Annotated in this window: 12 protein-coding genes and 1 pseudogene; 4 read left to right on the forward strand and 9 right to left on the reverse strand. The window is 74.1% G+C overall.

The annotated features are described in order from the left end of the window. Positions 1–7 precede the first annotated feature (7 nt). On the reverse strand, positions 8–1,426 hold the full coding sequence (locus ACFYM0_RS14240) for an MFS transporter (protein WP_388500670.1): 1,419 nt from the start codon (positions 1,424–1,426) through the stop codon (positions 8–10). 115 nt (positions 1,427–1,541) lie between these two features. Between ACFYM0_RS14240 and ACFYM0_RS14245 the strand changes: the two genes are divergently transcribed. Beyond that, positions 1,542–2,189, forward strand: coding sequence for a helix-turn-helix domain-containing protein (locus ACFYM0_RS14245; protein WP_388500672.1), 648 nt, complete (start codon positions 1,542–1,544; stop codon positions 2,187–2,189). On the opposite strand, the gene ACFYM0_RS14250 is transcribed toward ACFYM0_RS14245, so the two are convergent. The 4 genes from ACFYM0_RS14250 to ACFYM0_RS14265 all read right to left on the reverse strand — a co-directional run bounded on the left by ACFYM0_RS14250 (position 2,186) and on the right by ACFYM0_RS14265 (position 5,813). Beyond that, positions 2,186–2,818, reverse strand: a complete 633-nt coding sequence (locus ACFYM0_RS14250) for a class F sortase (protein WP_327252655.1) — start codon at positions 2,816–2,818, stop codon at positions 2,186–2,188. The two genes, ACFYM0_RS14245 and ACFYM0_RS14250, sit on opposite strands and share 4 nt — an antisense overlap. Before the next feature lie 128 nt (positions 2,819–2,946). After that, a complete protein-coding gene (locus ACFYM0_RS14255; RefSeq protein WP_388500675.1) occupies positions 2,947–3,495 on the reverse strand; it encodes a hypothetical protein in 549 nt (182 codons plus the stop codon). A 333-nt stretch (positions 3,496–3,828) separates the two neighbouring features. Beyond that, a complete protein-coding gene (locus tag ACFYM0_RS14260; RefSeq protein WP_388500677.1) occupies positions 3,829–5,106 on the reverse strand; it encodes an ATP-binding protein in 1,278 nt (425 codons plus the stop codon). Continuing rightward, entirely contained in the window at positions 5,103–5,813 is a 711-nt protein-coding gene (locus ACFYM0_RS14265; RefSeq protein WP_388500680.1) for a hypothetical protein, read from the reverse strand. The genes ACFYM0_RS14260 and ACFYM0_RS14265 overlap by 4 nt, the downstream gene beginning before the upstream one ends. Positions 5,814–6,015: 202 nt before the next feature. On the opposite strand from ACFYM0_RS14265, the gene ACFYM0_RS14270 reads away from it, so the two are divergent. Together ACFYM0_RS14270 and ACFYM0_RS14275 are read left to right on the forward strand one after the other, a co-directional pair. Next, positions 6,016–6,480 (forward strand): gamma-glutamylcyclotransferase family protein, encoded by a 465-nt coding sequence (locus ACFYM0_RS14270; RefSeq protein ID WP_388500683.1) that lies wholly within the window; start codon positions 6,016–6,018, stop codon positions 6,478–6,480. Further along, positions 6,477–6,623 (forward strand): hypothetical protein, encoded by a 147-nt coding sequence (locus ACFYM0_RS14275; RefSeq protein ID WP_388500684.1) that lies wholly within the window; start codon positions 6,477–6,479, stop codon positions 6,621–6,623. The genes ACFYM0_RS14270 and ACFYM0_RS14275 overlap by 4 nt, the downstream gene beginning before the upstream one ends. Before the next feature lie 14 nt (positions 6,624–6,637). On the opposite strand, the gene dnaG is transcribed toward ACFYM0_RS14275, so the two are convergent. From dnaG to ACFYM0_RS14295, 4 genes and pseudogenes are all read right to left on the reverse strand, one after another. Beyond that, positions 6,638–8,569 (reverse strand): DNA primase, encoded by a 1,932-nt coding sequence (dnaG, locus tag ACFYM0_RS14280; RefSeq protein ID WP_388500687.1) that lies wholly within the window; start codon positions 8,567–8,569, stop codon positions 6,638–6,640. A gap of 35 nt (positions 8,570–8,604) precedes the next feature. Further along, positions 8,605–9,879, reverse strand: coding sequence for an NAD(P)/FAD-dependent oxidoreductase (locus ACFYM0_RS14285; RefSeq protein WP_388500690.1), 1,275 nt, complete (start codon positions 9,877–9,879; stop codon positions 8,605–8,607). Between the two features lie 93 nt (positions 9,880–9,972). Next, a complete protein-coding gene (locus ACFYM0_RS14290) occupies positions 9,973–11,316 on the reverse strand; it encodes a deoxyguanosinetriphosphate triphosphohydrolase (protein ID WP_388500693.1) in 1,344 nt (447 codons plus the stop codon). Between the two features lie 77 nt (positions 11,317–11,393). Then, a pseudogene (locus ACFYM0_RS14295) lies at positions 11,394–12,310 on the reverse strand (sirohydrochlorin chelatase). 585 nt (positions 12,311–12,895) lie between these two features. Here ACFYM0_RS14295 and ACFYM0_RS14300 point away from each other — a divergent pair. Further along, positions 12,896–13,510: a vancomycin high temperature exclusion protein gene (locus ACFYM0_RS14300; RefSeq protein WP_250752247.1), complete on the forward strand. Its 615-nt coding sequence runs from the start codon at positions 12,896–12,898 to the stop codon at positions 13,508–13,510. Positions 13,511–13,622: the final 112 nt, after the last annotated feature.

Below are 13,622 nucleotides of genomic sequence, written 5' to 3' on the forward strand. Positions count from 1 at the left end.
GCAACGCCTAAGCCGTCCCTTTCGGATCCGGCCGGACCACGGAGGCCCGGGCCACCACGAAGAGGAACAGTCCGCAGGCCGTCACGAGCAGCCAGCCCGGCCGGGACGCCCGGGCGAGGCCGTCCGGGCCGGCGTCCGCGGCCAGGGCCCCCGCGACGGCGATGCCGACCGCCGATCCGACCTGGCGGGCGGTGGAGGTGACGGCCCCGGCCACACCGGCGCGGGACGGCGGCAGTCCGCCGACCGCGGTGTGGGTGAGCGGGGCGTTGGCGAAGCCGAACCCGATGCCGATGAGCAGCTGGGCCGACAGGAGCAGCGGCACAGCGGTGTCGGGGCCCAGGTCCAGCATGCAGAGCCCGCCCGCCGCGGTGAAGCCGCCCGCGAGGAGCAGCGGACGCCGCGGTCCGAGGCGCCCCGTCAGGCTGCCGGACCACGGAGCGCACACCGTCGCCCCGAGCGCCATGGGCAGGGTCGCCGCACCGGCCTCGAGCGGGGTCCAGCCGCGGGCGTCCTGCAGGTACAGGGTGGTGAGCAGCAGGCCCACGCTCAGCGCGGCGAACACCGCCACCGCGCCCAGTACCGCCGAGGCGAAGGGCGGCCGCCGGAACAGCCCGAGGTCGATCAGGGGCTCGGACCGGCGGAGCTCGACCCGGACGAAGGCCGTCGCCGCCGCCGCGACGACGCCGTAGCAGGCCAGGGCCGCGGGGGAGGTCCAGCCGATGCCGGGGCCTTCGATGAGGACGCCGACCGAGACGCACAGGGCCGTCGTCAGGAGCAGCTGGCCGGGCGGATCCAGCCGCCGGGCGCGCTGACCGCGGGACTCCGGCACGAACACCGAGACCAGGACGAGCGTGCCGGCGACCACCGGGGCGTTGATCCAGAACACCGACCGCCAGCCGAAGGCCCCGATGAGGGCCCCGCCGACGACCGGGCCCGCGGCCATGCTCAGTCCGAAGACGGAGGCCCATGTGCCGATGGCCCGGGCCCGCTCCCGCGGGTCGGGCATCGCGTTGACCACGATCGCCAGGGCCACCGGGCTCAGCATCGAGGCCCCGACCCCCTGGACGGCCCGCGCCGCGACGAGGAAACCGAGCGACGGGGCCAGGGCGCAGGCGAGGGAGGCGAGTCCGAAGACGGCCAGCCCGCACCGGAACACGCGACGGCGTCCGAAGCGGTCCGCGAGGGCGCCGGAGGCGATGAGGAGGCTGGCCAGGACCACGGTGTAGGCGTCCACGACCCATTCCAGACCGCGGGTGCCCGCCTCCAGACCCCGTCCGATCGCGGGCAGCCCCACGTTGACGATGGTGGTGTCCACTCCGATGAGGAACATGCTCAGCGCGCAGACGGCCAGTACCGTCCACCGGCGGCGCGCGCCGAGGAGGGGCCCGGGCCCCGCTGCCGCCCCTGCCGGGATCGTCGTGGTCATGGGTCCGCCTTCGGTCCGCGACGGCCTGTCGGCCGCCGGCTTCGGATGTCGGCCCATGCTCGGACCGGGCGGTGACGGCGGACCAGGAAATTTGCCGATACCGCAAAATGGGCCCATGAACAGGGACGCCGAATCCGCCGAGACCCCCGAATCCGCCGAGACCCCCGGAGCCGGTGAACCCCCCGGACCCGCGGAACCGGCCGAGCTCGCGCGGACCCTCGACGCCATCGGCCCGCGCCTGCGGGCGCTGCGGCGCGAGCGCGGCCTCACCCTGGAGGCGCTCGCACGGGCCACGGGGATTTCCGTGAGCACGCTCTCCCGCCTGGAGTCGGGCAAACGGCGTCCCGCGCTCGAACTGCTCATCCCGCTCGCGCGGGCCCACCGCGTGGCCCTGGACCAGCTCGTGGCCGCCCCGGCCACCGGTGACGCGCGCGTCCACCTGAAGCCCCGCCGCCGGGACGGGAGCGTCCTGGTCCCCCTGACGACGTACCCGGGCCGGGTCCGGGTGTTCAAGCAGGTGCTCGCGTACCGGGAGCCGAAACGGGTGACCCACGCCGGATACGAATGGCTCTACGTGCTCGCCGGCGAGCTCCACCTCGTCATCGGCGAGCGGAGCCTCACCCTGCGCCCCGGCGAGGTCGCCGAGTTCGACACCGGTGAACCCCACTGGTTCGGCCCCGCCGAAGGCGAGGTGGTGGAGATCCTGCACCTGTTCGGACCCCACGGCGACCAGGCGGTCGTCCGCACCGGCCGGACGGTCTAGTAGGTGCCCGTCAGGTGGGCGAAGACGACCACGTTGCCCTGGTAGCCGGTGCGCGGGGAGAAGCCCCCGCCGCAGGTGATGACGCGGAGCTCGGCGCGCGGCGACGACCCGTACACGCGGGAGTCGGGGAAGGCCTTGGCGTCGTAGACCTCCACCGCGTGGACGGTGAACACCGCCGTACGTCCGTCAGCGCGGGCGATCTCGATCTGAGCCCCCCGGCGCAGTGCGCCGAGGTGGTAGAAGACCGCGGGCCCGGCCGCGTCGTCCACGTGCCCGGCGACCACGGCCGTGCCGGTGGCGCCCGGGGTGGTGCCCTCGCGGTACCAGCCCGCGAGGTCGCGGCGGGCGGGCGGCGGTACTTCGAGACTGCCGTCGGCCTGCAACCCCAGCCCGGTGAGCGGGGCGTCCACCCGGATGGACGGGATCCGGATCCGGGTGGGCGGGGAACCGGGGAGCGCGGCGATGGCCCCGGGGAAACGGGCCTGGGCGCTCAGCGCCTCGCCGGGTGAGGGCAGCGGCGGCCGGACGGGCTCGCCCGAGCCGCTGCCGATGAGCCAGACGCCGATGCAGGCGGCGAGGGCGACGAGCCCGCCACCGCGGGCGCGGGCGCGGCGTGCCTCTGCCTCCATGCGGCCCCCTCGGCTTGGTGACGTGGTGACTGGCCGTCGCCCGGCCCCGCGAACGGGGGGGACCTCGCGGGGCGGGCGACGGGGGACGGTACCGGTCGGACCGCGGCCGGAGCCGCGGTGGGCGTCCGTCAGTTCCGCGTGCCGCTCGCCCGGCGACGCAGGAACCAGGTACCGCCGACGGCGGTGGCGGCCAGCACTGCCGCTCCCGCCGCGATCTTGGCGGGGTCGGTGGTGGTGGTCGTGCCACCGCCCACCCCGGTGCGCACGTGGCCCTGGGGGGCCCGGTCGTGCTCGGTGACGATCAGGTCGCCGGTGGCGAACTTGCCGTTCGCGCAGGTGGCGCCGATCGCGTGGGTGCCCGGGTGGGTTCCGCGGGCGACCTGGAACTGCCCCACGACCACCTCCTTGTGGGTGCCCGGAGTCAGCTTGAAGCGGCCGCCCCCGACGGTGGTGGCGTCGCCCTCGGCGTGACTGCCCGGGCCGCAGGCCTTCGTGTTCACCGTGACGGTGGTGCCGGGGGCGGCGGACTTGGGCCACACCTCCAGCGGGGCGAAGTCGCCGGCCGCGAAGCCCGTCATGCCCAGGTCCGCGGCGGCGACCGCGCCGGCCACCGGGCCGGTGAACGCGGCGGCGGTCAGCGCGGTGGCGGTGAGCACGTGGGCGGTGCGTCGTCGCATGGGGGGTCTCCTGTGGACACGGGGTCGTGTTTCCGAGGTAACCCGGGAGCCGGGGCGGGCGCCTGCTGATGCAGTGTCAGATTGATCCGGGGGGAGGGGGTGGCGGGGTGTTCCAGCAGGTGGGGATGGGTGAGGGGGCATCTGTGGGGCACCACCCCGTCTGGGTGACGGCGGCCTCGCCGGCGCGGGTCACCGCTGCGCGGAGCCTGTCCCCGCCCCGCCCTTTCTCCGTATCCCGGGGCTCCGCCCCGGACCCAGCGCCTCACACGCCGACGGGGCTCGAAGGGCTGGGCTCCGCCCCGGACCCCGGCGGGCACGGAAGGGGTGGCGGGGTCACGCCGGCGGGAGGGTGAGGGTGGCCGCCGCGCCGGTGGGGGCGGGGTTGGTGAGGATGATCCGGGCGCCGATGACCTGGGCCTGGCCCAGGGCGATGGTCAGGCCCAGGCCCGTGCCCTGGCCGCGTTCGGTCGCGCCCGTCAGGAACCGCTGCGGGCCGTCCCGCAGCAGGGTCTCCGGGAAACCCGGACCGTGGTCCCGGACCGTGACGGTGTTCCCGGTGACCGTCACGGTGATCGGGTCCCTGCCGTGCCTGCGGGCGTTGACCAGCAGGTTCGTCAGGATCCGCTCCAGTCGCCGGACGTCCGTGCGGACGCGGGCGGTGCCGTCGGCGGCGCCCAGGACCCGCGCCTCCACCCCCGAGCGCCGGGTGACCTCCTCCACCAGTGGCCCCAGGAGGTGGACGTCCAGCTGGGCCACCTCCCGGTCCCCGTCCAGCCGGGCCACCTCCAGGAGGTCCTCCGTGAGGCCGCGCAGGGCCGAGACCCGGTCGCGCACCAGCTCGGTGGGCCGCCCCGGAGGGAGCAGTTCGGCGGCCGTGTGCAGTCCGGTCAGCGGGGTCCGTAGCTCGTGCGCCACGTCCGCCGTGAACCGCTGCTCCGCCACCAGCCGCCGCTGCAGGCTCGCCGCCATGGTGTCGACCGCCGCGGACAGTGCGGCCACCTCGTTCCGCGTCCCCGGCACGCCCGACGGGCCTATCCGCGCGTCCAGTTCGCCCGTGCTGATCCGCCGGGCCGTCTCGGCCGCGGACCGCAGGTCCTTGCTCAGCCGACTGGCCAGCGCCGCCCCTCCGGCCGCCGCGAGGGTGACGACGACCGCGCCGAAGGCCATCAACTTCTGGTCCAGTTCCCACAGTTCCGCCTGTTCCCCCGCCAGCGGCTGGCGTACGGAGAGGATCTGGTCGCCGCCGACCGGCCGGGCGGCCCACACCGCCGGATGGAGGCCGTGCAGGTCGAGGTAGGTGGTGCGCTCCCCGGCGAGGGCGGCCTGCCGCAGGGGTTCCGGCAGGCTCGGGCAGTCGAGGCGCGCGTCGGCCTCCCCGACCTTGTCGAAGTCCAGCTGGCCCGTGAGCTCGTACACCTGCCGCACCCGGACGAGCTGCGCGAGGGCGCTCTTGCGCGCCGCGTCGGCCACCTGGCTCGCCCGGGCCTCGTGGATCAGGATGCCGATGGTGAGCGCGACGAGCGAGCAGCCGACGGCGAGCAGGACGGAGATCTTCCAGCGCAGGCCGAGGGAGTGCAGGAGCCGGCGGCAGCGGATCAGGGCGCGCTTCACCTGACGGCCCGGTCCGTGGGGGCGGGGGATTCGGAGCCGGACGGCCGCTGGGCCGGACACGTGCCCGAGCCCGGGCCGGAGATGGCGTTGCCGAACCTGTGCTCGTCGCTGAGGACGCTCATCCGCCGGCCGTCCCAGTGGTAGCGGATGTCGTGCGCGGATCCGTCGTCGTCGGTGGTGCGGACCAGCAGGTCGGTGCCGAGGATCTCGGCGCTCATCCGCCGGCCGCTGGTGGCCAGGATCGGAACGACCTTCCCGCCGGCCGCGGTGTAGACGCTGAGCATCGAACGCCCGGTCTGGGTGTCGGCGGCGACGATCAGTTCGGGTTTGCCATCGCCCGTCAGGTCCGCGTACCGGGCCGGCCGGACCCCGGCCTTGCCCGGGCCCTCGATCTTCTTCCCGTTGCCGAAGCGCTTCATCGTCTTGTCCGCGCGGAGCACGGCCGCCACGTCGACCTTCTCGATCCCCTCCGGTCCCACGGCCGGGGCCCCGTCGAGCGGCTGCGGCGGAGGTTCCCGGCCGGCCACCGCCGTACCGCTGGAGCTCGGGGACTCGGTCCACGACGGCCACAGCGGCTTGGGCAGGGGCTGGGAGGACACGGGCGGCGCGACCTCGCGCTGCCCGAGGCCCCCGGGTGCGGCGCAGCCGCCGAGGCCGATGCAGAGCAGGGCGGCCGCGGCGAGGCTGCGGCGGGTCGGTCGAGTCATGGAAGGCGGAACCGTCGGGTGGTGGGGGAGGGCGGGGCGGGGGCAGGCAGACTGACGGTAGACGGCGCCGGTCACGGGGACCGGGCGGTTGTGTAACAGCGGTGCGTACGCGGACTTCCGCGGCCGGATCCGGGACTTCCGGCCCGGCCCGCGGCCTACGGGAGTCCGGTTCGCAGCCCAGCCTGAATCGAGGGAGGCCCGCATGACATCGGCCGATCGGCCGGAAGGCCAGGGCGAAGGAACGATTCCGCCGAGGGAGGAGCTCCCGTTCTTCGTCTACGGCACCCTGCGCCCCGGCGAGGTCAACCACGACCTGTTCCTGCGCGGCCGCACGGCCGCCGAGGAGCCCGCCCGCCTCCCGGACGCGGCCCTGTACGAGGGCCCCGGCTACCCGTACGCGGTGGACCGCCCCGGCTCCGCCATAGCCGGAGAGCTGATCACCCCGGCCCCCGGGGCCTACGGGGAACTCCTCGTGGCGCTCGACCTGCTCGAGGAGTACGCGGGCCCCGGGCACCCCGCCAACGTCTACGACCGCACCGCCCGAGAGGCCCTGCGCCCCGACGGCACCCCCGTCCGCGCCTGGGTCTACCTGGCCGCCCCACCCCTGGCCCGCCACCTGGCCCGCTCCGGCACCCGGATCCCGGGCGGCGACTGGCTGTGCCGATGATCCGGGCCGGACTGGCGGCGCCGCTCCAGGCTGCGCCCGGCACAGAGGCGGCCGGGGAGGGCGAGGACGCCGTGGCCCGTGCGGCCGCCACCGAGCGGATCCTCGCGGCTTCGGTGGAGGGGCCCGGAGACCCGGAGGTCTAGAGGCCTTCCGGACGCTAGAGGCCTTCCGCGCCGCGGTTGCGCAGGCGGCGGCCGTACTGCTGGAGCACCCACAGCTCCTCCTGGACCGCCGCCAGTTGCTCCGGCGCGTCCTGGTGGCCGAGGCGGGACAGGGTGCCCTGGATCTCGTGGACCCGGCGGTCGACCGCGCGGAGGCGGACCTGGACCAGCTGGACCCCGGCGTAGACCTCGTCCACGGTCTTGGCGTGGATGGCCTCGACGACGAGCTCGGTGACCAGCGCGCGGACGGTGTCGTTCGGGGCGGCGTCACGGACCCGGGTCACGTAGTCCTCGGTACCGAGAGAGGCGCCGCCGGCGTCCATGATGGCCTGGCGAACGGCCGCGTAGGGCGGGGCGGTGAACTCGTCCATCCCGTACGCGTCGAAGGCGGGCGAGACCAGGGCGGGGCGCTGGAGCGCCAGCTTGAGCAGCTCGCGCTCGGTGATGTGCGCGGGGCTGCGCAGGTTCAGCGCGGGGCCCGTGGGGCCGGCGGACGGAGCGGGGATGTCCTCGTACGAGTGGCCGGAGTGGCCGGAGCCGCCGGAGTTGCCGGACTGGCCCCGGCGCTGCTGCTGGGGCTGGTTGCCGCGCTCCCGGGCCCAGCGGTCGAGCTGGGCGATCCGCTTGACCACGAACTGCTCGTCGCGCATGCCCAGCATGCCCGCCAGCTGGACCGCCGACTCGTGCTGGATCGCGACGTTCTTGATCTTCTTGATGATCGGGGCGGCTTCCTCCAGCGCGGCCGCCCGCCCCGCCGGGTTCTCCAGGTTGTGCCGGGCCACGATGTGCTTCAGCGCGAACTCGAACAGCGGGGTGCGGGCCTCTACCAGCCCCGATACGGCCGCGTCACCCTTGGCCAGGCGCAGGTCGCAGGGGTCCATGCCACCGGGGGCGATGGTGATGGAGGTCTCCGCGGCGAACTTCTGGTCGTCCTCGAAGGCCCGCAGCGCGGCCTTCTGCCCGGCCGCGTCCCCGTCGAAGGTGAAGATCACCTCGGCCGTGGCGTTGTCCATGAGCAGCCGGCGCAGGATCTTGATGTGGTCGCCGCCGAAGGCGGTGCCGCAGGTGGCGATGGCGGTGGTGACCCCGGCCATGTGACAGGCCATGACGTCCGTGTAGCCCTCGACCACGACGGCCCGGGAGGTCTTGGCGATCTCCTTCTTGGCCAGGTCGATGCCGTACAGCACCTGGGACTTCTTGTAGATCGCCGTCTCGGGGGTGTTCAGGTACTTGGGGCCGTTGTCGTCGTCGCGCAGCTTGCGCGCACCGAAGCCGACGACCTCGCCGCTGATGTCGCGGATGGGCCACATCAGCCGGCCGCGGAAGCGGTCGATGGGCTTTCCGCTGCGGCTGTCCTGGGCCAGGCCCGAGGTGATCAGTTCCTTGTCGCTGAAGCCCTTGCCGCGCAGGAAGCGGGTCAGGTGGTCCCAGCCGGCCGGGCTGTAGCCGACGCTGAAGTGCTGGGCGGCGGCCTGGTCGAAGCCGCGCTCGGCCAGGAACTTGCGGCCGATCTCCGCCTCGGCGCTGCCGAGCTGGTCCATGTAGAAATCGGCCGCGGCCTTGTGCGCCTCGACCAGCCGGATCCGCTCGCCGCGCCCGCTGGTGCCGGCGGTGTAGCCGCCCTCTTCGTACCGCAGGGTGATGCCGGCCAGGCCGGCGAGCCGCTCCACCGCCTCCGAGAAGGAGAGGTGGTCGATCTTCATGACGAAGTCGAGGGTGTCCCCGCCCGCCTGGCAGCCGAAGCAGTGGTAGAAGCCCTTGCTGGGGCTGACCTGGAAGGACGGGGACTTCTCGTCATGGAAGGGGCAGAGGCCCTTGAGGTTGCCGCCGCCCGCGTTGCGCAGCTGGAGGTACTCCGAGACCACGGCGTCGATCGGGACCGCGTCCCGTACCGCCTTCACGTCGTCGTCGTTGATCCGTCCTGCCACACGCGCCAGTCTACGGCCGGGCGGCGACTATCCCGTCAGGCCCCCACTGCGGGAACGAGGGCCGAAAGCGGAATGGACGGATCCGCCAGCTTCTCCCGGTCCACGGGCGCCTTTGACCTGATCAGCGCCTGGATGTCCTCGGTGACGTCCCACACGTTCACGTTCATCCCGGCCAGGACCCGGCCGTCCGAGAGCCAGAAGGCGATGAACTCCCGCTTGCCCGCGTCCCCGCGGATCAGCACCTGGTCGTAGCCGCCCGCCGGGGCGTACCCCGAGTACTCAAGACCCACGTCGTACTGGTCGGAGAAGAAGTACGGCACCCGGTCGTACGAGACCTCCTGCCCCAGCATCGCCCGCGCGGCGGCCGGACCCCCGTTCAGCGCGTTCGCCCAGTGCTCCACCCGCAGCCGGGCCCCCAGCACCGGGTGGTGCGCGGCCGCCACGTCCCCGACGGCGAAGACGTCCGGGTCGGAGGTGCGCAGCGAGGCGTCCACGGCGATCCCGCCCCCGTGCTCCCGGTCGACCAGGGCCAGGCCCGAGGTCTCCGCCAGCGCGGTCCGCGGGGCGGCGCCGATCGCCGCGAGGACGGCGTGCGCCGGGTGCTCCTCCCCGTCGTCCGTACGGGCCGCCAGCACCAAGCCGTCGTGCCCGACGATCTCCGTCAGATGGGACCCGAAGTGGAAGCGGACCCCGTGCGCGGTGTGCAGGTCGGCGAAGAGCCGGCCGACCTCCGGACCGAGCACCGCGTGCAGCGGGGTCGGCGCCGGTTCGATCACGGTGACCTCGGCCCCGTACCCACGGGCCGCCGCGGCGACCTCCAGGCCGATCCAGCCGGCGCCCGCGATCAGCAGGTGCCCGTTGTCCCGGCCCAGGCTCGCCAGGGCCCCCCGCAGCCGCTCGGCGTGCGAGAGCCGGCGCAGGTGGTGCACCCCGACCAGCTCGGTGCCCGGGATGTCGAGCCGGCGCGGTTCGGCGCCGGTGGCGAGCAGCAGCTTGTCGTAGGGCAGCGCCGTGCCGTCGCCGAGGACCACCTTCTTGGCGTCCCGGTCGAGGTGGACCGCGGGCTGGCCGAGGTGCAGCTCGATGTCGGAGGCCGCGTACCAGGACGGCTCGTGCACGAAGACGCTCTCGCGCTCCTCCTTGCCCGCCAGGTACCCCTTGGAGAGCGGCGGCCGCTCGTAGGGATGCTCACGCTCGTCTCCGATCAGGATCACCCGCCCCGTGAACCCCTCGGACCTCAGCGTTTCGGCCGCCTTAGCCCCGGCGAGCCCTGCGCCGACGATGACGAACGTCCGGTGTGCGTCGACCACCTGATGCCTCCTCATAACCTCTGCGCCACATGCGAGCACATGCGAGCGTCCCGCACCGAGCCTGCCGCGTGAAGGGGGAGTGGCCCGATCGGCTCACCCTTCGGCGCGTCGCGCGCGCTGGGTGAGGCGGGCGTGAAGGGAGCGCGCGGAGGCGTCCGTGAGGGCCGCGATCTGGTCCACGACCGCCCGCTTCCTGGCCCGGTCGTCCGGCGCCTCGTCGAAGATGGCACGGAATTGGGGGTCCAGACCCTCGGGTGCGCGGGCGCTGACGGCCTCCGCGAGTTCGGCCAGGACGATGCGCTGATCGGCTCGGATCCGCTCCTGCTCGTCGCGCTGTATGACGTACAGGTCGGCGACCGCCTTCAGCACGGCGCACTCGTTGCGGGCCTCGCGCGGCACCACCAGCTCCGCCGCGTACCGGGTCAGCCGGCCGGTCCCGTAGGCCTGCCGGGTGGCGCCCTCGGCGGCCAGGCAGAAACGGCCGATCAGCTGGCTGGTCGCGTCCTTCAGCCGGGCCTGGGCCACGGCCGAGCCGTCGTACCCGTGCGGCCACCACTCCTGCTCCATCAGGCGGTCCAGGGCCTCGCGGAGCTCCTCCGGCTCGGTGTCGGAGGGCACGTACCGGCCGATGGCCACCCGCCAGATCTCGGCGCGCTCGGGCTCGGCGAAGAGCAGGTTCGGGTCGAGGTGGCCGGCGTGCAGGCCGTCCTCGAAGTCGTGGACGGAGTACGCCACGTCGTCCGACCAGTCCATGACCTGCGCCTCGAAGCACTTGCGGTCCGCGGGCGCGCCGCGGCGCAGCCACTCGAAGACCGGCAGGTCGTCCTCGTAGGCGCCGAACTTCACGGAGCCCGGGTCGGTGGGGTGGTCCCCGCGCGCCCAGGGGTACTTGGTGGCGGCGTCCAGGCAGGCGCGCGTGAGGTTGAGCCCGACGCTGACGAGGGTGCCGGTCTGCGGATCGGGGACGAACCGCTTGGGCTCCAGCCGGGTCAGCAGGCGCAGCGACTGGGCGTTGCCCTCGAAGCCGCCGCAGTCCTTGGCGAACTCGTTGAGCGCTTCCTCGCCGTTGTGGCCGAAGGGCGGGTGCCCCATGTCGTGCGACAGGCAGGCGGCTTCGACCAGATCGGGATCGCAGCCGAGGGCGGCGCCGAGCTCGCGGCCGACCTGGGCGCATTCGAGGGAGTGCGTCAGCCGCGTACGAGGACTCGCGTCCCAGTCGTACGAACGCGTCCCCGGTGTCACCACCTGCGTCTTCCCGGCGAGCCGTCGCAGGGCGGCGGAGTGCAGCACACGGGCGCGGTCGCGCTGGAAGGCGGTCCGCCCGGGCCGCTTGTCGGGCTCGGTGGCCCAGCGCTCGGTATCGGCGGGATCGTACGGCTCGCCGGGCAGATCGAGATCGGGTCGGACAGGTGCGGTGGTGCCTTCCATGCCTTCCATGGTCCAAACGGTAACCGCACGAACCGACAAGACGAGTCAAGAGGAGCAATCCGAGCGATTGGGAACCAACCAGGCCGTCAGGCGGTGGCCAGTTCGAGCGGATGCTCCCGGGCTACGGGCGCTGCGAGCGCGGCGGCGGCTTCGTCGTAGCGCTGCAGCACCAGCCGGGCCAGCGCCGGGTGGGCGCCCAGCGGGGCGGCGGCCGGGCCCGGTGCGGCGGCGGCGCTCGCTGCGGCGAAACGGCCCGGGGCGGTGAAGTAGGAGGCGACCGCGACCCGGTGGAGGCCCCGCGCGGCCAGGGCCCGTACGGCGGCGGGAACCGAGGGTGCGGTGCCCGAGGCGTAGGCGGCCACCACGGGAACTCCGCCGAGGCGTTCCGAGAGCAGGCGGGCGGTGGCCCGCACATCGGCGGCGGAGTCGGGGTCGCGGGACCCGGCGGCGGCCAGCACCACCGCCGACCCGGCGCTCCAGCCGGCCTCCACGAGCCGCTCGTACAGGGCCTCGACGAGCAGCGGATGCGGCCCGAGCGGGGCGGCGACACGGGTCCGCAGGTGCCCGGCGCGGGCGGTGGCGGCCGGGAGGTCCCGCTTGACGTGGGTCCCGCGGCCGAGCAGCAGCGGCACCAGGACGGCGGCCCCGGCGGCCCGTTCGAGGGTGTGGTCCAGCAGCGGGTGGTTCAGCTCGATGTGACCGAGCCGGACGTCGAGGCGGGGGCGGAGCTCGCGGACCCGTTCGAGAAGGGCTTCGACGGTGTGGAGGGCGCGCGGATCGCGGCTGCCGTGGGCCACGGCGACGAGGGCGGGCTGCTGCATGGGGGGACTCCTGCGTGGTGTCGGGGGCGCAGACCGCTGAGCTGCGTACCGAGCTGGGCGGTGATCCGGGTCAGCAGCTCCGCCGTGGTCGCGGGCGGCAGCGGGGGGTGCGGTAGGGGCAGGGGCAGGGGCAGGGGAAAGGGCGGGGGCGGGGATTCGGGAGGGTGCGCCGGCTCCGTCATGAACCGATCCTGCGTGCGGCAGGTTGCGGCTGCGTTGCGCCGGGGTGACGGGTGTTTTCCGCCTGCTCACAGGGGGGTGGACGGCGAGGGTGGGGTCGGGCCGTGCTTCCCTGATCCGTGATCCGGCCGCCGCCCGGTCGCGCGGTGGGGCGCCGGGGACGGACGGGGGATGCGGGATCCACGGGCGGGCTCATGGAGGGGCTCTCGAACCGTGCGGTGCGCGGCAGCGCGTTGTTGTCCGGTGGGGCTGCCGCCGTCGCCTGCGTGCCGTCGCTCGGCGCGTGGGGCGCCGGTGACCTGCTCGGCCGGCGCGGTGCCTGGCGTGCGGCTGCGGGCGGGGAACGGCCGGGCACCGTCGCGACCTGGGGAAACCGCCGGGACCGCCCGTGCGTCCGTAGACGAGGGGACCGACAGCAGGACCGGCAGTAAACCGACAGCAGAACCGACAGCAGGACCAGTAGGGGGATCGCATTGAGGCGCGCAACGGTACGAGGTCTGCCAGGGGCGGCATGGGAGCGGCTGAAGGCCGTACGGGTCACGCCGCCCCGGACCGTACGGGCCCGGCGGCGGGCGGTGCAGGTGGTGATGGCCGGCTGCGTGCTGGCCCTGCTGCCCTCGGCGTGGACGCACGCGTCCGCCGGGCCCCGGCTGCGGACCACCGCCGACGCGCCCGCCGCCGAGGTGGCCGTGGTCTTCGGCGCCGGGCTGTGGAACGGCCGGCCCACCCCGTACCTCGCGCGCCGGCTCGACGCCGCCGTCGAGCTCTACCGTGCGGGGAAGGTCAAGGTCGTCCTGGTCACGGGCGACAACAGCCGTACCGATTACGACGAGCCCGATGCGATGCGCGCGTACCTGACGGGCCACGGGGTGCCCGACGCCCGTGTCGTCAGCGACTACGCCGGCTTCGATTCGTGGGACTCCTGCGTCCGGGCCCGGGAGGTCTTCGGCGTGCACCGGGCGGTACTGATCAGCCAGGGCTTCCACATCCGCCGGGCCGTCGCGCTGTGCCGGGCCGCGGGCGTGGACTCGTACGGGGTCGGGGTGTCCGACGTCCACGACGCGACCTGGTACTACGGCGGGGCCCGCGAGGTCTTCGCGGCGGGCAAGGCGGCACTGGACGCGGTCTTCGAGCCGGAGCCGAGGTTCCTGGGGCCGAAGGAGGAGGGGGTGTCGCGGGCGCTGGCCTCTCTGGCAGACTGACGCCGCGATCGGTGTATTCCGATTAGTCATATAGCTCTTAGGGCTATCCGGCCCGCAGGGCTGTCAGCTGTCAGCTGTCAGCTGTCAGCTGTCCGTCGTGTCCGTCGTGTGC

The organism is Streptomyces sp. NPDC006487, from assembly GCF_042870555.1.
Taxonomy (GTDB): Bacteria; Actinomycetota; Actinomycetes; order Streptomycetales; family Streptomycetaceae; genus Streptomyces.

What these genes read in the sequence shown, in the direction of transcription:
- ACFYM0_RS14240 (WP_388500670.1), bottom strand. Translation starts at nt 1,426, where the DNA reads ATGACCACGACGATCCCGGCAGGGGCGGCAGCGGGGCCCGGGCCCCTC.
- ACFYM0_RS14245 (WP_388500672.1), top strand. Translation starts at nt 1,542, where the DNA reads ATGAACAGGGACGCCGAATCCGCCGAGACCCCCGAATCCGCCGAGACC.
- ACFYM0_RS14250 (WP_327252655.1), bottom strand. Translation starts at nt 2,818, where the DNA reads ATGGAGGCAGAGGCACGCCGCGCCCGCGCCCGCGGTGGCGGGCTCGTC.
- ACFYM0_RS14255 (WP_388500675.1), bottom strand. Translation starts at nt 3,495, where the DNA reads ATGCGACGACGCACCGCCCACGTGCTCACCGCCACCGCGCTGACCGCC.
- ACFYM0_RS14265 (WP_388500680.1), bottom strand. Translation starts at nt 5,813, where the DNA reads ATGACTCGACCGACCCGCCGCAGCCTCGCCGCGGCCGCCCTGCTCTGC.
- ACFYM0_RS14270 (WP_388500683.1), top strand. Translation starts at nt 6,016, where the DNA reads ATGACATCGGCCGATCGGCCGGAAGGCCAGGGCGAAGGAACGATTCCG.
- ACFYM0_RS14275 (WP_388500684.1), top strand. Translation starts at nt 6,477, where the DNA reads ATGATCCGGGCCGGACTGGCGGCGCCGCTCCAGGCTGCGCCCGGCACA.
- ACFYM0_RS14290 (WP_388500693.1), bottom strand. Translation starts at nt 11,316, where the DNA reads ATGGAAGGCATGGAAGGCACCACCGCACCTGTCCGACCCGATCTCGAT.
- ACFYM0_RS14300 (WP_250752247.1), top strand. Translation starts at nt 12,896, where the DNA reads ATGGCCGGCTGCGTGCTGGCCCTGCTGCCCTCGGCGTGGACGCACGCG.